Raw genomic sequence first — 20,814 nt, 5'->3', positions numbered from 1 at the left:
GGTTACCACATCCTTGTGGTCCAACAGCTCCTGCATGGTGCGCGCGACATTCTCGGCCGAGAGCACCACCGGAATGGGCCGCGCCCGCTTGGCGCGCTGCTGTTTCTCCATCCAGGGTAACTCCGCCCTCGCGATACAGGAACAGCAGCGCCGCCAGCGCCTGATGTTGCGTGCCGGCCGACACCTGGCCCTGCGTCGCCAGTTCGGTGAGAAACGCCTCGACTTCTACTCGCCGCATCTGTCCTGGATTCCGTTTGCCGTTTTCCGGAATGAAGCGCCGGATCCAGCCCACAGACGCCTGCTCGGTACGCAGGCTGTCGTGACGAAGCCGTAGCCGAGCACGGACCTGATCCAACAGCTTCGGAGTCAGAGGCGTCATTACGCCTGCATCGCCGCGGGTGTAACTCATACGCTTACTCAGACGTAGGCTAACGCAACCAGCATCGGCGCAAAGACTGCCGGTGGCCATCCGGCAAGTTATTGTCAAGGAATAGGAATTCCTCCTTTCCAGACCTCCGGCCTTAGTCGATACTTGGCGCAACACCGCTCTCAGGCGGTCCAATCGTGGTTAGGCACCGCATGCAGCTAATTGGCTTTTCAATTGCCGAAGACTTTATCGCGCTTGAGCGCGGGCTTGACCGTTTTGACCTACACAACAACTTTGACTTTCAGGGCATGTCATACGCCCCAGCGCAACAGACGTTAGAGCTACATTGGCACCGTGGCACCGGCGATTGGGTAAAGCCATCAGACCCGCCTGAGCTCTCACTCAGCTTTGCGGGGGTGTACTTGTTCAAAGCCCAGGAGCGAGATCCGACAGTTCCATTCACCGAGGATAACTGCTTGGACTCCCTTGGATTCATGTGGGACGACCTATTAGCTGAGATGCGTGCATTCGCCTCAAGCAGACCATCTGAGGGCTGCAACCACCTTACGGCCAACTTCATGAGTGGCTTTAGCATCAAAGTGGGTGCCGTATCCGCGACTCTGTGTGTCTCGGGCGGTGCCTAACAATTTATTCATGCCGAACCCGCTTCGCGGGTCGGCTTAATTCAGGCGCTAGACCGCAATGTTAGAACTCCGCAATCCTCAGAAAATCGCACTTGAGCTACTTTCAGTTTCTGATTTGCCTCATTTAAGCCAGGATCACAGTCTTCCATTCATTGAAATTGCGGGAGACTTCGCTTTTCTTGACTCTCTCTCTGCCAAGAATGAGACAGAAGGCCGTGATGCGCCCCAAGCAAGACTTGGTAAAGACTGGTGGGTCTTTGCAACATCGGGCACGGGAGACGCTTGGCTTATTTCTACCGGCAACGATCAACGCGTCGCTTTTTTGGATCATGATTCCGGACTGGACGCGAAACCGCAAACACTCGGGATCAATTTTGGCCAATGGCTTCAATTAGCCGACATCATTCGTCAATTCGAATCTGCCGACGATCCAAATCTGATCGCACACGCGGAACAGTCAATTGAGAAAATATCAATTGGCCTGTCTCTGCTGTACCCATACAGCCTTGCAGGCTAACAATTCATTCAAGCCGACGCCGCTTCGCGGCGCGGCTTAACTCAGGCGTTAGGCAGCTATGAAAAACTCCGTCTCGCGCTTTCAAGGCAAATCGTTTGGTTGGGGGTTCATCCTTTTCATCGGTTTGTTTTCGGCGTCCGCTTTCTGGGGCGAGTCGGTGGGCCTTAGTAAATTGACTGCCGCCATTCTGTTCGGTGTGAGCGGTTTTATTCCTTTCCTCATTCAGGCCTTTACTGGTTGCGCGCTTGATGGCGCGTGGGTAGCCAGATTCAGCCGCAGAGAGCATCCAACCAAGTATTGGCTGTTGCTTGCTCTTTCTGCTGCTATTGGCATCGGCTTCTCATATGACGCGTACAGCACGTACATGGAGGCTGCACATGTCGCGGCCTAACAATTCATTCAAGCCGAACCCGCATCGGGGCAGCGCTTGGGCGCTTTTTCCGCTACGCTAGCACCCAACCGCCGCCCCGCTACGGGTCGGCTTAATTCAGGCGTTAGGGCGCTCTAGTAGGTTCGATGCAGCCGAAGCCAACTGAAAACGAGCCCGGCATCGCACTAGGAGTGTCGCTTATCGCCATTCTGGGCGCCCTCCTTGTCAGCACTTTGCTCACCGGATTCAAGCCAGGCCCAGTGCGCACGGGCCCTAGCACCGTGCTATTGGGACTCTACCTGATGGCGTGGGGCACCATGTTCCTCGCCAGGTACTTCTACAGCCACAAGACATTCTTCTTACGCGCACTTATCTGGGTCTGCGAACATTGGTCCAGCCCGAAAGGGCGTGTCATGGCTTTTTTCTATGCGGCACTAGCGCTGGGACTCGGCGGCGTGGCCACATTGTCGGGTCTCGGGCTCATCAATGTCGCGCCCTAACAATTCGTCCAAGCCGACGCCGCTACGCGGCGCGGCTTAACTAAGGTGGCAGTGGTGGAGCAGATGCGTTGGTGGTTGCCGCTTCGGTGAGTTCGCAGGCATGCATGCGGTTGGCTCCGGACAGCAGTCATCACCGTTGCTTGTTGCGGTAAGTTCGGCGCTTCGCCTTGGCACATCGTTCCCGCGCTGCATTCATTGCACTTGGTTTCGGTGGCATCACGCGCCGCTGCATCGCTGGGCAAGCTCCATCTCGCAAGCTGTGGCACACTCGGTCAACGCGGCAGTGCTGGGGAGCATGGTTGCCGTCTCAACCGTTTCGGCCACTCACTGCCTAACAACTCATTCAAGCCGATGCCGCTTCGCGGCACGGCTTAATTCAAGTGTTAGGCCGCAGACAAAGGTGATTCGCTTCTCATGCTAAGCATCGTTGCAAACTCGGAAGGCAATGTCGTCCATATTCATGGTGACGTGTCTGGCCTCCTCGCGCTGGAACGGGAGATTCGCAGGCTTCGAGAGCATGCCGAGCAAGGTAGTTGCCAAGACGGCCACCTCTTTACGCAGGCCTGGGGCGGAGTCGATCTCACCGAGACCATGCTGGATAATGAGCGAGGCGAGGGCTGGCATCAGGTGCACCACGTCAAGCTTTTCAGTTGGTCCGCCGAGTGGAGCACGCGTCATGGTCTGTCGCCAGCTGTGCCCTAAGAATTCGTCCAAGCCGACGCCGCTTCGCGGCGCGGCTTAACTCAGGTGTTAGGGGGCACTGGTGAAGTTTCTCGTTGGTCTATTCCGCATGCTGCTTAAGTTCGGCATGCCTGCCTATTTGCTCCTGGTCCCGGTGGTAGCGGTGTACGACTGGCTGTCACCTTGGCCTCCAGCTTCCACAGGCCTCGCCCAATACTCCGATCAATCAGCAATTCTCGTGGGCGCTTCCTACCAGTCCCGCTACTCGACTCAGTCTCAGTACGTCAGATCTTCTCGCTCATATATCATCGTTCCGAGCGTCCTCGACGACCCCAAGATCGTTACCTTCGCTCAAGAGAATGGCCAAGCCACAACGGCAGTCGAATCACGGTCTGGGTTCTGGTTTCTACTTGCGTGGCTGTTTGCATGTGGTATCGGCACATGGTGGTTCTGGTTCCGGCGCGTGCCCCCTAACAATTCATTCAAGCCGAAGCCGCTTCGCGGCTCGGCTTAATTCCGGTGTTAGGGGGCAGTGACATTTATGGATTTGCACCACGTTCTCTTTGCCGCGGAACAAGGTATTCCCGGGCTCATCGGGCTCACCGTTATCCTCCCGGCTTTTGTTCTCTCTTCGACGCCAAACCGTAAGCTCAAGGCGTCAGCCGCAGGCCTTTCTGCTTTCTTTTTCTTTGCGGCCTCATGCCTTGTGGCCGGCATTCCTGGCATTGAATCATCGCAACTCGCTAGGTATTTCCCACTGGCTGGGCTCGTCGTAACGGTCGCCCTAGTTGCCCCTTCGGTCTTGGCCCTTCGGTGGCGCTGGGTCGGCGTGCTGCACTTGCTTACTGTCGCAGCGGCTGCGTACTTGTGGTTCGTCGGCAGCCTGGCAATCAGTCATGACGCCACGTAGGCTGTCCCCTAACAATTCATTCAAGCCGAACCCGCTTCGCGGGTCTGCTTAATTCAGGCGTTAGGCGGCACATGAGCACTCTCACAGCATTTGAGAAGCGAGTTCTAGACGCCTGTTTAGCCGGAGACGATCAAAGACTTTCGTTGCTTCGGCTGCAAGCCGAGGCGGCAGTTGTAGCTTCCCGTGAGCATACTGGTGTCGGGGCTTACATCAACTTCTCTGTGCCCGACTCGTCGCCGCTTCTCGAGCCAGGAACATTCATAATTGGGGATCTCAATCTTGAGATTGCGGGGCTTCCGGATGGTGTCACCACTCTCCTCTACGGTTACGGCGGGAGGATTCAGTTCCTTGAGTTTGCTACCCATGCAGATGAATGGCCTGAGAAGCCAGAGATTATCGGCGTTGGCTATCTACAAGAGGTGCAGGTTGGGCCAGAGACTTTTTCACTTGTACCATCCAATGAGCGTCACCTCGAGACACTCAACAGAGCACTCGAAGCGCGGCCACCGCAAGGTCCCGTCTAACAATTCATTCAAGCCGAACCCGCTTCGCGGGTCGGCTTAACTCAGGCGTTAGGCCGTACAGGGGACTCTGTTGCAATCTCTCAAATTCTTCGCATTATCGTGTTTGGCGGTGGTCGTGTTTGATGCGGTCGCATCTCTCGCGTCTCTGGTGCTTGGCTTTCCTTACACTTACGCAGCCTTCGGATCCGCTATTCTCTACATCGCATTTGCATTCTTCGCTACTCGTAAGTTTGGGTTCTGGGCTGCAGTTTTGCTCGGTTTAGCTATGGGCATCACTGATGCAACGCTTGGCTGGTCCGTCTCTTGGGCCATTGGTCCAGGCCGCCTTGCCGCAGGCACTCTTACCCTGTCGGTTTGGCTCTACACTGCGACGTTCGTCGTAGTCTTGGGCGCAATTTACGGGCTCATTGGCGGTGGCATTGGTGCGCTCACGGGGCTGTGGCGTGTGGCCTAACAATTCATTCAAGCCGAACTGGCTTTGCGGGCCGGCTAAATTCAGGCGTTAGGGGCAAAAAGGATTGCAGCCATGCATCAGGAAGCTGAAAGGACCATCAATCACGGCCTCAGCCTTAGTGCGAGACTGCTCCCTGGTGTCTTTGCCATGCTGTTTTGCGCCGTCATGGTCGTTGTTGCGCCGCCTACCAACAAGGCGATTTATTTCTACTTGTTTGCCGCTTTTTGCTTGCTACTCGCCCTTGCCTGCTTTACTCAAGGCCGAGTCAGGCAATTCATTGGCAGCCTCATTGGCTGCACCATCTTCGGTCTTGGCATCTGTTACCTTGTGGTCGAGCTTTCTAGCGACCCAGTTTGGGCTGGTGCGCGCAGTCAGCCATCAGTTCTAAACGCTTGCTTGTATGTCTTCTTTATCGGTGTTCCAGGTGCGGCATACGCTTATCGGGCACGCTTTGGCATGCGGCGTAAGTCCTAACCACTCATCCACGCGGACGACTCCGCCGCCGCTTAATTCCAGCTTTAGACAGGACTGATGCAATCACACACTCTCGAACTATTTGCTGACTACTTCCAGTTCTATCTACAGGACGAGGGAGCGAGCGGCGACCTGTCGGATGCGTGGAGTCCAATAGCCACTCAACGCATGTTCGCTGTCTCACTGGGCGTGGTCGGGATCGGCACTGCGCGCAACATGTGCGTACCAGTTACGCTTGAGTTACTGGATTCGGCGCCGTCTGCTGACTTCATGGAATTCGATCATGTTGTCGAGGGTTCACTCGCGATCACAAAAGGTCCGCTCGTTGTGGCTGGCTGCACGGACTACTTCCCTGATGCGGCACGCTTTGACTTGGCGCCTGGCGAGTACAGAGTCCGTCTCTCTTCTTCCGGCCTTTGCACGCTGTCGGAGGACGGGCTTGATGGCCAAGACCACTACCGCCTACAGCTTTGGCAAGCTTCGCCCACTGAACCAACCGTCCTTAAGCAGCGTGCGGTCTAACAATTCATTCAAGCCGACGCCGCGTTGTGGCTCGGCTTAACTCAGGCGTTAGGCCCCAATGGCGACAGCAACGCAAACTGCAGCAGAGATCCAACAGCTCGTTTGGTTGTTCCTGCCCCGTTGCAATGACCGCGAGACCTTATTGGCCCTCGATACGATGGCTGCAGAGCCAAACCAGTGGTCTGAGGGGCGCAAGTTGTTTCAGAGGATTCGTTCCAAGACTTTGGCCGCAGAGCGAGCCGGTGACCGCCTGAATACTACCCAGTACTGCTTTGAGGAGGTCTGTGCCAAGGCCCTCTACAACCTCAGCGGGTTCCCTGCGTCCTTTGACAAGGATTCTCCGTAGCGGATTCGTCCCAATGCATTAGCATTGGCCAAGGCCTTTGGCATTCCCGATGCTGATTCTTTGATCGGGCTTGGCACTTAAAGACTCATTCAGGCCAAACCCCCTTCACGGGTCGACTTAACTCAGGCGTTAGGCGCCGCACTTCAGTGATTCCAGCATGAGCGACGCAAGCGAACAACGCCCAATCCCAAATCATTGGCGACAGACATTTCGGGAAGTCGTGGCTGCCTTTACGACTGCCGACTATCGTCTGGAAGGAATTCCAGGAGTCGAGCCAGTCTCAACTGAGACGGCCACTCGGATTCAACGCTACATCCGCAGCTATGGCGCCACATTGACAACCCTGCCGGACGAGACTTGGAAGTCTTCTGTTTGCATATGGACCGGTAGCCACTGGGACACGCTTATTGACCTGTGGACCCAAGGAGAGGGTCGGAGCGATCTAGTGCTCCATGCCCACGTAACCGACGCTCCTGTCTTCTCGGTTAGAGTTCATCTGGTCTATGTGCCGTAATCGGCCGGCACCTAACAATTCATTCAAGCCGAAGCCGCTTCGCGGCTCGGCTTAACTCAGGTGCTAGGCAGTGGTGGAGCGAACGCGTTGTTGGGTCCTGCTTCGGTGCGCTGACTGGCATGCATACGGCCGGCTCCGGTCGGCAGTCATCACCGTTCTGGGCTCCGGCAAGTTCGGAGCTTCGTACTCGCACGTTGTTACTGCTCCGCGCTCATTGCATTTAGCTTCGGTGGCATCGCTCGCCGCTGCATCCGCAGGCAAGCTCCATCCCGCAAGCTGTGGCACACTCTGCACAGGCGGCAGTGCTGGGCAGTATGGTTGCACCATCCAACCTTTGCGGCCACTCACTGCCTAACACCTCATTCAAACCGACGTTGCTTCGCAACTCGGCTTAATTCAAGCGTTAGGCCTCATGACAGAATCCCAAACTTTGTCCTTCTCCAACTGGCTCCACCGAGCCGTACCATCCAGCACTCCCGATGGAGTCGTGGCTTACAACTTCAACTTGGCGGAATGCGGCGACTGGGTCGTAGAGTTGATTGGAGCTGGCACTTACGACCGAGATGATCCTGAGTGGGCTTGTCCACCTGAGTTATGGTCGTCTCAATCACTCGAGTTAGTACTCGCACGCTCTGTCGCGGGCACCGGGTGGGAACAAGCACTGGCGTACGTGACTAAAGAGGTCAGATCTTTTATTGAGAACTCATCTACCTCACAGGCAAATGTGCTTCGCATCGCTACCGCAGTATGTGTCGGCTTTGTCGACGGTGACTTGGTCGAGGTTTGGCCCGCAGATGAGGGCTAATTCAAGCCGACCCCACTTAGCGACGCGGCTTAATTTAGGCGTTAGGTACCATGCCGAAGTGTTTCGTAATCGAGGACGAGAGCCACGCCGAGCAGATCGGTGAGTACGCGTCGCTAGACGACGCCTGGGCAGAGTTAGGGCGGCTGGCCGCTATCCCTTGGGACAAATTTCCAAACGTTGCACCTTGCACGAGCTGGCAAACCTGCGGCCGTACCTATGAGATCATCGAGTACGAAACCTCAAGCAGGCCATGGCAAGAGAAAAGGCGCGTTGCCGGCCTTGACGTAAGCGTCAATGGTGTAGCGTGGGGCTCCGAGGCGCCTCGTCATGGTTCCTAAGAATTCATTCAAGTCGAACTCGCTTCGCGGATCGGCTTAATTCAGGCGTTAAACGTGCAAGACAATAACCCGCTACTTGCGAAACTGGAGGCCGAGCTATCCGACACTACGGGTGTGTACGTCAATTCCGGCGTTGACGCCAAAAGCTACTTTGCTGGGCTAGCGGATAGCATCCGTCGCAACGTCTGCAAACCATTTCCCGTTAGCGCTACAGTCATGGCGCCTGGCTTTCCCGACATGGCGCTTGGCCAAGTCATCTCGGGTCAATGCGTCGCTCATCAAGCAGGCTACTGGCTCGTGTACCAACCAGAGCAGAGCCGCTTCTATTGCTTTTGGGGTGAGAGTGCAAGCGACCTCGGCGCCCATGGCGTGCTCGGCAGCCCACTGCATTGCTGGTCTGCGTAGGCACGTCTAACAATTCATTTAAGCAGAACTCGCTTCGCGAGTCGGCTTAATTCAGGCGACAGGCACTGTATGAAAGCTCGATGGCTATTTGTTGCATGGGGAATTCTTGCAGCTCTGGCTCTTTTGCTGCGTTTTGGTGTGGTCGGTCCACGAGAGTGGCTGACCACGCTCTATAGCGTGGGTAGTCTTGCACTTGCCGGCGGGGCTGGCACCCTCCTCAACATCCGCTTTCGTCGAGATCTTCTGGCAGTTGATCGAGCCACCTGGGAACACCTCACGCAATTTCCTGGTCTTGGTCCTAGCTACCACAACAATTTTCGTGAGCTGGGCTGGATCGCACGACCGTCGTCTACTATCCCGCCCCACCTCAACCGCTGTGGCTCCGGGCACGTAAGCTCGTCTGGCTACCAATTGTTTGGTTCTTAACCACACCGGCAATCTGCATTATTGTAGGCGTCGGCGGTACCTAGCAATTCATTTAAGCCGAACCCGCTTCGCGGGTCGGCTCAACCAGGTGTTAGGCAGCAAAGCAGACATGATCGCAACTCTATTCATCGCACTTCTCGCTGCTAGCTCGTCGACTGTGCCTGCCACTGAGCAACCCGTGCTTCAATGCAACATTGGACCGGCCTTGAAGCAGTTCGGAGGCAATGAGTGGCTGATATATGGCTGCGCTGACGGGCATTCCGTAGTGGTCGCTGCTAGCGCGCCCAATCCCGCTGCTCCGTTCGTCTTTATCCTCACGCCGAATGGTAACGGTGGCATTGAGTTGCGCGGCGAAGGTACTGGGACCGAGTCCGCAACCAAACCCGCGTATGACAGGCTCAGCAAGATGTCCAGCTCGGACCTTGACGCGCTTTTTCAGGAGGCTAGTCGTGCCAATGGGCGGTAAGCTGCCGCCTAGCACTTCATTCAAGCCGAAGCCGCTTCGCGAGTCGGCTTGATTCCGGTGTTGGAACTCAGGAGGAGAGTGCTGTGAACTGGAAGCGCGTCGTTGGCTGGTCTGCTCTACTCATGATCTTGACCAGTGGTGTCGGTGTTCTTAGCGGAGTCTGGGTGGCTCATTCGCAGATCGAACCGGCGACGATTGACCAACTAGTAGAGAGAGCCCGCCTTTTCAGGCGTGTTGCAACTGGGCTTATTGCAGTCGTCTGCTACTGGCGCCTTGCCACTGGTGCCCCGACTCGTAGGGCCTGGCAGGTAGTTGCTGCATTCTTGCTAGTACAGCTGACGGACATGGCTCTGTCTTTGGCACTGGGTGCGCATGTCGGTGAGTTACTCGAGCCGTGGGGTATCTTGCGTTCTATGTTGTACGCACTAGCAGGCTACGTTCTAGCAACGCTGAGCCACAGCAACTCACCCAAGCCGAAACCGCTACGTGAGTCGGCTTAACTCAGGCGTTAGACCTAGCTGGAGATTTTATGGTGTTCAAAGGCTTGCTCATCGCTATGGCTGTCTTGTGCGTCTTTCTCGGATACCGCGTTCTTCGCCTGGAGTCTGAGGTGCATCAGCTACAACGCAATGCTGCCATCGCCATTCTCTCTGCAGAGATCGCGAACAAGAAGATCGGCGCCTTTGCACCATATTTTCGACAGGACAAAGAGGCATTTGCCAATGCGTGGATAGACGACTCAAACATGCCCGGCGCCGTGTTCCCGGAGGATGTGTTGGTGCCACTCAAGAATGAACTCGCTCGCAAGCGATCGGACCCGTCATCCCAGAAGCTCAAGGCTGACACCTTCCGATAAGATAGGGCTAACAATTCACCCGAGCCGAAGCCGCTTCGCGGCTCGGCTTCACTCAGGCGTTAGTCGCATGAAAAAGATGCCAGTACTGCTGATTTCATGCCTCTTGGCTGGAGGTTGCGACCATCTATCAGACACTGTGACGAGCAACTACCCCACCCTGACCGATGCAAGATCCGATCAACTGTTCGGTCGCGGTTGGCTTCCCGACATACTTCCGCCCAGTACAACTGACATCCGCACATCCAACGACTTGGACAGCAATACATCTGTCGGTGAGTTCAGCTTCAAGAGTGGAGAAAGCTTCGCTTTCTACTCAAATCTTCAGCCCGGACTTCCCACATCATCGAGAATCGGCAGCTGGTCGGAAATCGTAGGCGACCACGCCGATACCAGACACACTCAATGGCAGTATCGAGACTCCGATACCACGTGGGTGTTCTTCTGCGAGCAGCAGGCAAACAAGTGTATGTATTACGCATGGCTCCGGTAGCTGCTAGCAATTGAGAATAAGGGGTCGGGGTTATTTTCCAGATGCCTCATCGGCATGGACAACGGCTTCGTTGGTTGCTGATCGACTTCCACTTGCCGAGGCAGTTGACATCCCAACAAACACGCAGCAATCTCTTCCTCAAGGAGCGTAGAAACTCCTCGTACAGCGGTACCCACCTCCGAAAGACCGGTGGGTTTTTTGTGCCTGCAGATTCTGCGGGTGCAACCGACGCGATGCTCTGCGTCGGGAGGGCGGCCAATAAAACACCCGCCAGGGGAATAAGCCCGCCGTCTGTACGCGGTTTCTAACCTCCCGACATCCCGTCGCCGCCCGGCGGCGGGGCCTGTTCGTCAAGGAGGGCTTTGCCATGCGTCGATCCACGTCCCGCCCCACCTCAGCGCGCAAGCGCGCCACGGTGCCACCGCCCACCGAGATCGGCTGGCATTCGCTCGACCCCTCGATCACGCCGCGGCGCTACCTGGAGCGCACCCCCATCCCCGAGCCCCGCCCCGATCCCGGCAAGCCGCGCCGCCAAGGCCACCCGCGTGCCCCGCAACGCTGCACCGTCGGCTACGGCTACTACCCCGACAGCCACCAACGCATCCCCACGCTGCGCCTGCGTGGCCGCTGGCTGGAGCAGCTGGGCTTCACCATCGGCAGCAAACTCAACATACGCATGCGCAACGGCGAGCTGGTCGTCAGCGTGGCACCCAAGGACTAAGCAGATGCGTCGCGCAGCATGCAGACCAACGCCCGCATCAAGCGCAACGCGTTTAGCATCACACCTTGCGCGCTCACTGCTTCTCGCGCAGGAGGACAAAGGTGGAGCACCAAGCCGTCGTCCTGCATCTCACGTTGGATCAACTTGACTATGGCAGAGCACATGGTCATGGGCAGCCGCGCTGGCATAACGAGCGTTTGTTGCAAAGGCTTGCAGCGATTGACGGCAATGGACGACTCGGCGAGGATCGTTTTTACGCCACACGGGCAACCCCGGTAATAGTCAGGCGACTTGGAGGTTTGGATGAAGTTGATGCTTCTATTGGGTGTGGTACTTGCGCTTGGCAATATCGTCGCATCGGTTGCCGTGCTTCGCGTTTCGGTGCTGTCGCCATCACAACGCGCATTGCAAGTTGCCCTCATCTGGCTTGTTCCAGTCATTGGCGCGGTGGTTTGTGCGGCATTTGCTTCTTCTCAGGCAGCTGGCTCCACGTCGTCCGATACAAGTGACCCGCTCTATCTGTCATCCGATGGTGGCGCATCAGGTGGTCAGGACGCTGGTTTTTCCGGTTGCGATGCGGGGGACTCTGGCTGTGCCGGGAGCAGTGACTAGTGGCGACGCCTGGCAAGTCGTTCAAGCCGGATCCAGTTCGCGGTTCTGTTTAATCCAGTTGCTGGACCGCTAAAGATATTTCGAGAGAGACAGATGATTCTTTGGGGATGGGGCGAGCGAGTGCTGACCTTCGACCTGGCAGAGCATGAGCACTGCCAGAGGTGCGAGCAAGAGCAAGACTTTACATTGCGTCTCAAGTACACGTACGGACACTTCTACCATCTTTTCGGATGGGTTATCTCCAAGCAGTACCAGCTCATTTGCCCTGTTTGCTCCCACGGCTGGATAGTTAACGCTTCGGCGGCGGAAGCGCAGATTGGGTGCAACCCAGTGCCGTTCCATCAGAGGTCAGGATGGATTGTCATGCTTGTCCTTGCAGCAATCATTGGATTTGCAGCCGTGACGTATCAGCATGCGGCCTGACAATTCATTCGAGCCGAAGCCGCTTCGTAGGTCGACTTAATTCAGGCATCATGCATGCCAGCGACTCGCTCCGCACTCGAAGTTTCGGCAGGCAATCTCACTTCAGCTGTGCAGCGTAAGTGGGGCAATGAGACAGGCACCTCTTCCGGTGAGGTCACCGAGCATGTTGTTGGTCTTGCCCACAACCTTCTAATGGCATCCAAGGCTGGGACACTTCATGCTCTATTTGGTGACAGCGGTGTGGCCGACTATCCCGGTCTTCCCTGGGTCAAACGATACCCTGTAGTCTTTCCAGCAATTCTGAGGCTTGAGTCTCTACTTTTTCCCGGGCAGCATGGTCAGCGATTCATTCGAGCCGATCCGCGCTTCGCGGGCCGCCTTAATTCAAGCGTTAGACACCGGGACAAAATTGATGCGCGGCGAGATAGAAGATTGGAAAAACGGTTGGTACGGAGTCACTCTCGGGGTATCTGTCACAGGGATTGATCGAATGATTGGCCTTCTCACAAGACTCCGTGATGACCCAGACCAGCACTTTCATGTTTCAAGCGACTATTCGGGCTCAGGAGGACTCGGTGACATTGAGGTCTACGTCGCCGAGGCTGATGCGACGAGCAACATGCAAATTGTTAGTTATGCACTTGCACCGGGCAACGAAACAACACCAAATGGCCCCTGAAAATTCATTCGAGCCGACGCCGCTCTACGGCGCAGCTCAATTCAGACGTTAAAATTCATCTTGGAGTCTATCTGTGGCGGAACGATACAGGGACAGAATCGAAGCTTTCTGCAAAGAGAATTGCATTGCAATCCCGCCGGGTTTCTATCGACGCTCAGCCAGTAGATACGTCGCAATCGATCTTGAGTCTTTCTCTCCAAAGCTCGTGGCAAAGACCTGGTTCAATCAAGAGGACGTGGCTTACTACCTCACCAACTTATCTCCAGGAAAGCGCTTTCGCATCCTAGATTTTAAGGATTGTCGCGAGTTGCTCTATGATGGTGTTCGATTTTCCCATGGCGATGAGTTCTAATAATTCATTCAACCAAAGCCGCTTCGCGAACCTACTTAGTCCAGACGTTAGGCCGCTCTGCCCATGCGCGCACATTCGAAATCAACAAAGACGTCAGTTGGCTATCGCGCGCTTCGGCTATTCGCTGCGCTACTCGTGTTCCTCATTGTGTCCGTGACGTTCACCTGGTGGCATCACACCAGGACGCTCTCGCCCTGCGCCACGTCTGCCTCCATCGCAAGAGACCCAGTCGCATGCCATGCTGGCTTTTGGCTATTCGGCATATCCTGGGCCGGGCTTGCCACCTTTTTGTTTACGCTCTTTGGCGTCTGCTTGTTCCTTTCATGGGGATGGTCCCTGACTCGCCGCAAGCGGAGCTAAAGCTTTAAAATTTATCCAGTTGCCAAGCGCTCCGATCTACTACTCACGCACTGCCGCCAAGGAAAGCATGTTCTCCATCTTCAAGAAGAAAGCCGCTCCGTTATTGATCGTTCGCGCCGATGGGCGAGAGTTGTGCCGCGTTACCGAGAGCGATGTCCCGTGTGAGCTCAAGCCTTCCGCATGGTTGAAGTCCAATAGCGTCCTGGAGTTTGCCGACTCGGCGGGAGAGGTGCATCGGCATGAACTTGGTGCTGCGACGGGGTGGTTCCACTTTTCCGTTCGCGTGCATCCCAACCTCGGGTGCCAGGCAGACTGTGTCATTTCGCAGACCGAGCAGCTCGATCCAGATGCGTTTGCGAATGGCCAAGCATCCGGGATCAGGTTTCAGCCGTTCTTTCTGCCGGGCGCCAGCGTCAGCAGTTCCGCACTTGCAGGCAAGGGGCTTTTTGCAAGGGGTCTGCACTTCAGCGGATTAGTCACCGGTGGCAACGTGCTGCTTTCTTGTGAATGCGACCACTGCAAACGTTCGTTCCTGATCCGCTCCTATCACGCGGGTTTTAGCAACGCGGGATACTTCTACTCGGGGTCCGGCAAGTACACCATCACCGTCGATAGCCATCTGCCTGGCAGCCCTGCAGCGCTGTCCGAGCCGGATGCCGAAGCGCTTGCTGTGCTGGAAGACGCATTACCGTTGGCACCGGATGGGTCCCGCTACGCCTACCTCAATCCTTTTCGCTGCCCCCATTGTTCCGAGCCTTACATCGATTTTGAGGCGAACCCGGGCCTGAGGGCGAGCGAGTACTACGGGAATTACTTCGAGGGTTCGACGCTGTTGCGATACGCGCCGGCGGATGTCTAGCATCCTTGTTGATGACTCCATTGTTGCGTTGCCGCTGGTCTGTCCCAGGTCGCAAAGCAACGCTTTCATGCGCTACCATTCGGTCGATGAACGTTAAATCGTGTCTTGCAGTATTCCTGCTCGGTGCCTGTGCATCGGTCTCGGCCCAAGGGGTTTCGCCCGCCACCACGCGTGAGGTCGATCAGCTTTTCAAGGTTCTTGCGCAATCCAATTGCGAGTTTTCGCGCAATGGGGCGTGGTACGCGGCGCCGAAAGCCAGCGAACACTTGCAGCGCAAGTACGACTACTTGCAGAAGAAGGGGCTGGTGACGTCTACCGAATCCTTCATCGAGCTTGCTGCCACCAAGAGCAGCATGTCCGGCACGCCGTATCAGGTGCGTTGCGGCAACGCTGCGCCGGTACCCAGCCAATCCTGGTTCACTGGCAAGCTGCGGGAGCTGCGCAGCAAGCCTTGACGCGATGACACGGTATCCGGTGCACCTACCCATCGACTCACTGCGATTTAACTCGCTCATCCCCCATCAATGGCAGACATGAAATCGTCGCAGGCTGATGCGGTTGCTCAAGCAATGTTGACGCGGGATCCGGCAGAGTACGCCTTGCGGCTCAAGCGTGCCAAGGAGGCGCAGTGGCTGATTGAGCAGCGTAAAATTGCGGGGCTAGGCCTTGCCGGCTTTGTCGCAGGTGCGGCAATGGCGCACTTTTGTGGCGAACGCTTGATGATCGGTGAACTGCTGGGCTCCCTTGTTGGTGCAGTGGCAGGTTGGATCTGGATTTGTGGGCACAATCCGCACCTCATCAAGTGAGGTGTCCACATTGGGTGCGCAGGCTGACTCAGCATCATCGCTGATTGGTCTGGTAGCTCAGAGCAGCTGTGTTGAGAGAACATGTCAATCAACCGCGCGATGCATTGGCTTGAAACGAAGATCCCGCCGCCGATCGCGATGGTGTTGCTAGGCCTTGCAGCGTTTGTTTTCGCGCGTCTGACGCCGGCATTTTCATTTTCACTACCATTGCGCGCACCTGTGGCGGGTGTACTGGCGTGTGTCGGCGTTGCGCTCAATGGACTTCCCAAGCTTGCGTTCAAGCGCGCCGGCACGACGGTCAATCCACTGAGACCTGCGCTGGCCACGCAACTGATCACTGGCGGCGTGTATCGCTACAGCCGTAACCCAATGTATGTCGGTCACGCCGTAATCCTGCTGGGCTGGACGCTGTATCTGCACCATGCGGTGGCACTTCTGGCAGTCCCGCTGTTTGTGCTGTATGTGACGCGCTTTCAGATCAAGCCGGAGGAACGGCAGTTGGCTGTCCGGTTTCCTGGCGCCTATGCGGAATTCTGCGCGCGCGTTCGACGCTGGCTGTGAGCGAGTGTGGCGACGCACTCAGTCGTTCGCTTGGCGCTGGCCGGCTGACCATGCTCGATAGCGGACGGCCTAGCGGCACAACCGCGCCGACGGCAGCCCGCCCCTGCAGCAGTACATCACGCGTAGCGCTGCAGAGATGACAAGGGCAAAGCCTATGGCTTGCGCAAGCCCAGAGCAGCACCCCGCGGGATCAGGCAACCCGTCGTTCGCTCACGACGTCGGCGCTTGCCGGCATCTCCGCCACAAACGCACTCACTGCATCCTCCAGCTGCGCGGCATGGTCGCCCATGGCGCGTGCGGCGGCGCTGGCGTCCTGCATGCGGGTGACCCCGTCGCGCATGTCGGCGTCTACGCCGGCGAGGGTGTGATGCACCTGCGCGATGCTGCCGGCTTCCTGTTGCGAGGCGACGGCGATCCTGCTGAGCGTGCTGCTGACCTGGCCGATGGTGGCGACGATGTGCTGCATGCCTTCGCCAGCGTGGCGCACCTGCTGCACGCCGGCCTGCATATGCGTGACCGATTCGCCGATCAGCGTCTTGATCTGGCTGGCGGCGGTGGACGAGCGCAATGCCAGCGCGCGTACCTCGCCGGCGACCACGGCAAAGCCGCGGCCTTCTTCGCCGGCGCGTGCGGCTTCGACGGCGGCATTCAGGGCCAGGATATTGGTCTGGAAGGCGATGCCGTCGATGACCGAGACGATGTCCTGGATGCGGCGCGAGGCCTGTTCCATCTGCTGCATGGTGCCCATCGCCTGGTGCATGGTGTCGCCGCCGCTGCGTGCGGCCTCGGATGCGGCGGCGGTGAGCTTGTCGGCGTCGGCCGCCTGCGCGGTGTGCTCCTGCATGGTGCCGAGCACGGCCTGCATCTGGGTGGCGGTGCGGCCCAGGGTGGCCGACTGCCGCTGCACCTGCTGCTCCAATGCATCGTTACGGGTCAGGATGTGGCCGGCGGCGTGATTGATCGCGGTGCTGGAGCTGCGGATCTGCGTGATGATGCGCGCCAGCTCGTCAGCGGTGGCGTTGGCGTCGCGCTTCATCTGCTCGAACACGCCTTCGCAGTGGCGGTCGATGCGCTGGGTCAGATCGCCACGCGACATCGCCGCCAGCATGCGACGCATGTCCTGCAGGCTGTCGTCGGTGATGGCCAGGAACTGGTTGACGCCCTCGGCCAGCTGGCCGAGCGTGCCGCTCCTAGCATTCCCCTGCAGGCGGGCACCGAGCTCACCACGCGCAGCCTGGGCAATGACCGTGGCCAGCTGCTCTTCCAGCGCCAGGTCCTGGGTGCGGTCCTGCCACTCCACCACCACGCCCAGCGAGGCGCCGTCGCCATCGCGGACCGGGGTGATGTTTTCCTGCAGTTGCAACGCCGCCAGGGCGCGCGTTTTGCTGCTGCCTGCGTCATGCCCCAGCTGCACTGCATCGGCCAGTGCGGTGTGCAGCACGTGCGCATCGACCTGTTTGCTCAGTTGCTGGAACGACTGATTGCGATAGATGGCGGCGCCCTGCCCGTCGACGATGGCCACCGCCATTGCCGATGCATCCAACGCCAGGCGGATACGGCGATTTTCCAGCAGCAGCTGCTGCTGTTGGGCGATGCGCTCTTCCACCTGCACGCTCATGCGCACCAACGCCTGCGCCAGCGAGCCGCTGCGGAAGGGCTGCTGCAGGATGGCCGGCGGCAAGGTGGCGCCGGTGGCCAGGGTGTCGGCCAGTTCGGCCAGCGATTCGGCCTCGTGGTCGAGGGCATCGACCTGGCGGCGCAGCTGGATGGCCATCACGCAGACGAAGGCGGTTTCGACGATCACGTAGCCGGCATGCAGCACCACGATGCCGAAGCCGCTGCCGACGGTGAACGCCTGCACCGGCATGCCGCGCGATTGCAGCCAGTAGAACGCCAGGTGATGCACGGCGATGGCGCCTGCGGCGACCACCACCGGCAGCCAGTCGCGGTAGTACAGCAGCAGCGCCAGGATCACGAACACGCCAAAGTGCATTTCCACCAGGCCATGCGCCTGCTGGATGGTGGCCGCGACCAGGGCCATCAGCACCAGCGCGTTGGTGATGCGGGTCAGGCGCGTGCCGGGGTTGGCCTGCACTTGCCAGGCCATCAGCAACAGGCTGGGCAGCGTGACCGCCAGAAACGTGGTCCATTGGCCCTGGTACCAGGCCAGGCCCAGCGAGCCGACGCTCTGCAGCACGGCCAGCCACAGAAACAGCCGATCGGCCTTGATCGCCAGGCGGGTGGAGTAGGTGGAGGTCGGCGGCGCCGATGCGGACAGTTCCATCATGACAGCGACTCCACGGCACAGGGACAAGGGGACACCAGCGCGGCACCCGGGGTGCGCGCCAGGACATCGGGTAACCAGCGCGACCAATCCGCCGCGCCGGCCGTGCCGCACACCGCGCCGCCGTCTGCGGGGCCGGCGTAGCGCGGTTGGCCGTCGGCGCCGAGCAGCCACACGGCATAGCCGCTGCCACGCAGCGCGGGAGTGTCGAGCATGCGCACCTGGCCGCCACGCGCACGTACCGCGTTGCTGAGCACGGCCCAGGCGCGATCGGCGGCCGGGTCGGTGCAGGCGCAGGCACCGGCGACACCGATCAGCATCGGCGCCTGCTGCGCGGCCGGCAGGCTGGCCTGGACCTGCGTCCACGCACTGGCGACGTCGTTGGCTTGCGCGTGGGGCGTGGTCCAGGCCACGGCGATCCAGCCACACCACAGCGCGAGCAGGGCAGCGCCCAGGGTGCGTCGCGTTGAGGCGGACAAAGTGCCGAAGACGGGCATGGCGCAGCGGTTTCGCGAGGTAAGGTGAGCCCCTTATCGGATGCCGGTGCATACGCTTGAGCCGGCTTGCGATTGAAATTAGCGATGGCTGCGATAGCGTGCGTCAGGCCCGTTATGCCGCAAGGGTTTGAGGGCGACGCGTGGCGTGATGGCGCTGGCAGACGTTTATCCGGCGCGGGATTTTGTGAGCACGCGTTCACAGATCGACGGCGGGTCTGACGCGTGCGTGGCAGGCCGTGGTGGCTGTGATGTCGTCACTCTGGAGTCGGGTCCAGGTACCAGGGCGTGCCCTCGACAGCAGCGATGCATGGCAGGCCCGTCACTGAGCCGCCTACGCTTCCGGGCCCGAGTATCGATGCCTCGACAGAGCACGCCTGACAGACGCGGAAATCCATCCACCGCTGCGCCTAGTGCACGCGCCTAGGCGGTCAACCAACGCGCCGAGGCGCCCACCTGGCAGTCAGCGCCGTCAGCTCGCTTGCCGATGCTGCAGGCTGGCGCTTACGCCATCGCTTCGTCGGCATCCAGCGCAACCGCCGGCTGCTGGGCATGATCGAAGCGTTCGCGTGCGGAGCGGATGGCCGCATGATTCTCGCCTGCCCAGTTGAGCAGCTGCGAGATCGGGCCGAGCAGCGCCACGCCGAGCTTGGACAAGGCATATTCCACGCTGGGCGGCTTGGTCGCGTAGACCTTGCGGGTGATCATGCCGTTGCGCTCGAGGTTGCGCAGGGTCTGGGTCAGCATGCGCTTGGAGATGTCCGGCACGGCGCGCTGGATGGCGCTGAAGCGGGAGGGCCCGGGGATCAGCGTCAGCAGGATCAGCATGGTCCATTTGTCGCCGATCTGATCGAGCACGTCGCGCACCGGGCACTTGGTGGCGTCGAACGGCATACCTTGCAGGGACGGCGGCGGCGGAAACAGAGCAATCGCGTTCACTGGGATATCTCACGGTAACCAGGGGGTGGAAAACTGCCTCCTTGCGGAGGTTCGAACGGCCCTGACAATAGGTGCGCGGACCAAGAGTCTAGATAGTAGACCACACCTCTTATCAATACCTACTGGAGTTCACCATGGCACACACCTCCCCCCTGATCCTCGTCACCGGCGCCAGCGGGCAGCTGGGCGCATTGGTGGTCGAAGCACTGCTGGCGCGTGTCCCGGCCGCTCGGATCGTAGCAACGGCCCGCGATACTGCGTCACTCGCACAGTTCGCAAAACGCGACATCACCGGGCGTCGCGCCGACTACGCGGACCCGCAGAGCCTGGATCAGGCCTTCGCAGGCGTGGGCCGGGTGCTGCTGGTGTCGTCCAATGCGGTGGGCGAACGCGTGCCGCAGCACCGCAACGTGATCGAAGCCGCCAAGCGGGCCGGCGTGGAATTGCTGGCCTATACGAGCGTGCTGCATGCCGATACCAGCACGCTGTCGCTGGCACCCGAGCATGTGGCCACCGAGGCGCTGCTGCGCGAGAGCGGCGTGCCGCACGTGCTGCTGCGCAATGGCTGGTACACCGAGAACTACACCGGCTCGATCGCGGCCGAGGTGGCGCATGGCGCGGTGATCGGCAGCGCCGGCGAGGGCAGGATCAGTGCGGCCACGCGCGCCGACTATGCCGAGGCCGCCGCAGCGGTGCTGGCCGCCGACACGCCGCAGGCCGGCAAGGTCTACGAGCTGGCCGGCGATACCGCCTTCACGATGGCCGAGTATGCCGCCGAGGTGGCGCAGCAGTCGGGCAAGCCGGTGGCCTATCACGACCTGCCCGAAGCCGACTACGCGGCGGCCTTGGTGCAGATCGGCCTGCCGGCCGCATTCACACAGGTGCTGGCACAGTGCTCGGCCTCCTCGCGCGGCGGCAGCCTGTTCGACGACAGCCACACGCTGAGCCAGCTGATCGGCCGCCCGACCACCCCGCTGCGCGATGCGGTGGCGGCGGCCTTGCAGGCGACGCCGGCCGGCTGAGCCTAGCCCTGGCATGGTGCTGCTCGACAGCCCGCAGCAGCATCGGCGCGGCGCTACGCCACGCGGTGCGTGATCCGGCAAAGGCGGGCGATG

Annotated in this window: 20 protein-coding genes and 1 pseudogene; 17 read left to right on the top strand and 4 right to left on the bottom strand. The window is 59.1% G+C overall.

Features of this window, described 5'->3' with window-relative positions; translation table 11 throughout:
* Window positions 1-24: 24 nt before the first annotated feature.
* Window positions 25-379: pseudogene (locus ABQY74_RS01980) on the bottom strand (phage integrase N-terminal SAM-like domain-containing protein); the annotation flags it as partial.
* 690 nt (window positions 380-1,069) lie between these two features.
* Here ABQY74_RS01980 and ABQY74_RS01975 point away from each other — a divergent pair.
* From ABQY74_RS01975 to ABQY74_RS01900, 16 genes are all read left to right on the top strand, one after another.
* Window positions 1,070-1,528 (top strand): hypothetical protein, encoded by a 459-nt coding sequence (locus tag ABQY74_RS01975; protein ID WP_211921784.1) that lies wholly within the window; start codon window positions 1,070-1,072, stop codon window positions 1,526-1,528.
* A 58-nt stretch (window positions 1,529-1,586) separates the two neighbouring features.
* Window positions 1,587-1,919: a hypothetical protein gene (locus ABQY74_RS01970; RefSeq protein WP_104623565.1), complete on the top strand. Its 333-nt coding sequence runs from the start codon at window positions 1,587-1,589 to the stop codon at window positions 1,917-1,919.
* Between the two features lie 125 nt (window positions 1,920-2,044).
* Complete coding sequence (locus ABQY74_RS01965; RefSeq protein ID WP_372470020.1) at window positions 2,045-2,398, top strand: hypothetical protein; 354 nt, start codon at window positions 2,045-2,047, stop codon at window positions 2,396-2,398.
* Window positions 2,399-2,812: 414 nt separating this feature from the next.
* A complete protein-coding gene (locus ABQY74_RS01960; RefSeq protein ID WP_211921778.1) occupies window positions 2,813-3,100 on the top strand; it encodes an Imm32 family immunity protein in 288 nt (95 codons plus the stop codon).
* 960 nt (window positions 3,101-4,060) lie between these two features.
* A complete protein-coding gene (locus ABQY74_RS01955; RefSeq protein WP_349793178.1) occupies window positions 4,061-4,513 on the top strand; it encodes a hypothetical protein in 453 nt (150 codons plus the stop codon).
* Window positions 4,514-4,583: 70 nt separating this feature from the next.
* Window positions 4,584-4,967: a hypothetical protein gene (locus ABQY74_RS01950; protein WP_349793176.1), complete on the top strand. Its 384-nt coding sequence runs from the start codon at window positions 4,584-4,586 to the stop codon at window positions 4,965-4,967.
* A gap of 72 nt (window positions 4,968-5,039) precedes the next feature.
* On the top strand, window positions 5,040-5,441 hold the full coding sequence (locus ABQY74_RS01945) for a hypothetical protein (protein WP_349793174.1): 402 nt from the start codon (window positions 5,040-5,042) through the stop codon (window positions 5,439-5,441).
* Between the two features lie 57 nt (window positions 5,442-5,498).
* Complete coding sequence (locus ABQY74_RS01940) at window positions 5,499-5,963, top strand: hypothetical protein (RefSeq protein WP_349793172.1); 465 nt, start codon at window positions 5,499-5,501, stop codon at window positions 5,961-5,963.
* A gap of 3,832 nt (window positions 5,964-9,795) precedes the next feature.
* Window positions 9,796-10,119: a hypothetical protein gene (locus tag ABQY74_RS01935; protein WP_184352943.1), complete on the top strand. Its 324-nt coding sequence runs from the start codon at window positions 9,796-9,798 to the stop codon at window positions 10,117-10,119.
* Between the two features lie 857 nt (window positions 10,120-10,976).
* Entirely contained in the window at window positions 10,977-11,330 is a 354-nt protein-coding gene (locus ABQY74_RS01930; RefSeq protein WP_104554556.1) for a SymE family type I addiction module toxin, read from the top strand.
* 303 nt (window positions 11,331-11,633) lie between these two features.
* Complete coding sequence (locus ABQY74_RS01925) at window positions 11,634-11,942, top strand: hypothetical protein (protein ID WP_127159585.1); 309 nt, start codon at window positions 11,634-11,636, stop codon at window positions 11,940-11,942.
* A gap of 730 nt (window positions 11,943-12,672) precedes the next feature.
* Window positions 12,673-13,044, top strand: a complete 372-nt coding sequence (locus ABQY74_RS01920) for a hypothetical protein (RefSeq protein ID WP_349793169.1) — start codon at window positions 12,673-12,675, stop codon at window positions 13,042-13,044.
* Window positions 13,045-13,823: 779 nt separating this feature from the next.
* Window positions 13,824-14,615, top strand: coding sequence for a hypothetical protein (locus ABQY74_RS01915; RefSeq protein ID WP_104599643.1), 792 nt, complete (start codon window positions 13,824-13,826; stop codon window positions 14,613-14,615).
* A gap of 86 nt (window positions 14,616-14,701) precedes the next feature.
* On the top strand, window positions 14,702-15,070 hold the full coding sequence (locus ABQY74_RS01910) for a DUF5329 domain-containing protein (RefSeq protein ID WP_104599644.1): 369 nt from the start codon (window positions 14,702-14,704) through the stop codon (window positions 15,068-15,070).
* Window positions 15,071-15,148: 78 nt separating this feature from the next.
* Window positions 15,149-15,421, top strand: coding sequence for a hypothetical protein (locus ABQY74_RS01905; protein ID WP_104601220.1), 273 nt, complete (start codon window positions 15,149-15,151; stop codon window positions 15,419-15,421).
* Between the two features lie 99 nt (window positions 15,422-15,520).
* Window positions 15,521-15,982 (top strand): isoprenylcysteine carboxylmethyltransferase family protein, encoded by a 462-nt coding sequence (locus ABQY74_RS01900; RefSeq protein WP_104601221.1) that lies wholly within the window; start codon window positions 15,521-15,523, stop codon window positions 15,980-15,982.
* A gap of 190 nt (window positions 15,983-16,172) precedes the next feature.
* Here ABQY74_RS01900 and ABQY74_RS01895 read toward each other — a convergent pair whose 3' ends face one another.
* From ABQY74_RS01895 to ABQY74_RS01885, 3 genes are all read right to left on the bottom strand, one after another.
* Window positions 16,173-18,269, bottom strand: a complete 2,097-nt coding sequence (locus tag ABQY74_RS01895) for a methyl-accepting chemotaxis protein (protein WP_349793166.1) — start codon at window positions 18,267-18,269, stop codon at window positions 16,173-16,175.
* Window positions 18,266-18,763 carry a hypothetical protein gene (locus ABQY74_RS01890; protein WP_349793163.1) on the bottom strand — a complete coding sequence of 166 codons (498 nt, stop codon included), beginning with the start codon at window positions 18,761-18,763 and terminating at the stop codon, window positions 18,266-18,268. The genes ABQY74_RS01895 and ABQY74_RS01890 overlap by 4 nt, the downstream gene beginning before the upstream one ends.
* A gap of 501 nt (window positions 18,764-19,264) precedes the next feature.
* Window positions 19,265-19,699 (bottom strand): helix-turn-helix domain-containing protein, encoded by a 435-nt coding sequence (locus ABQY74_RS01885; RefSeq protein ID WP_039513244.1) that lies wholly within the window; start codon window positions 19,697-19,699, stop codon window positions 19,265-19,267.
* 134 nt (window positions 19,700-19,833) lie between these two features.
* Here ABQY74_RS01885 and ABQY74_RS01880 point away from each other — a divergent pair, with 134 nt between their 5' ends.
* Window positions 19,834-20,721: an SDR family oxidoreductase gene (locus ABQY74_RS01880; protein ID WP_047127881.1), complete on the top strand. Its 888-nt coding sequence runs from the start codon at window positions 19,834-19,836 to the stop codon at window positions 20,719-20,721.
* Window positions 20,722-20,814: the final 93 nt, after the last annotated feature.

The sequence above is a fragment of the Xanthomonas sp. WHRI 7064 genome (assembly GCF_040202355.2).
Classification (GTDB): Bacteria; Pseudomonadota; Gammaproteobacteria; order Xanthomonadales; family Xanthomonadaceae; genus Xanthomonas; species Xanthomonas arboricola.
Note: the sequence above shows the minus strand (reverse complement) of the source record. Positions and strands in the feature narration are given on the sequence as shown.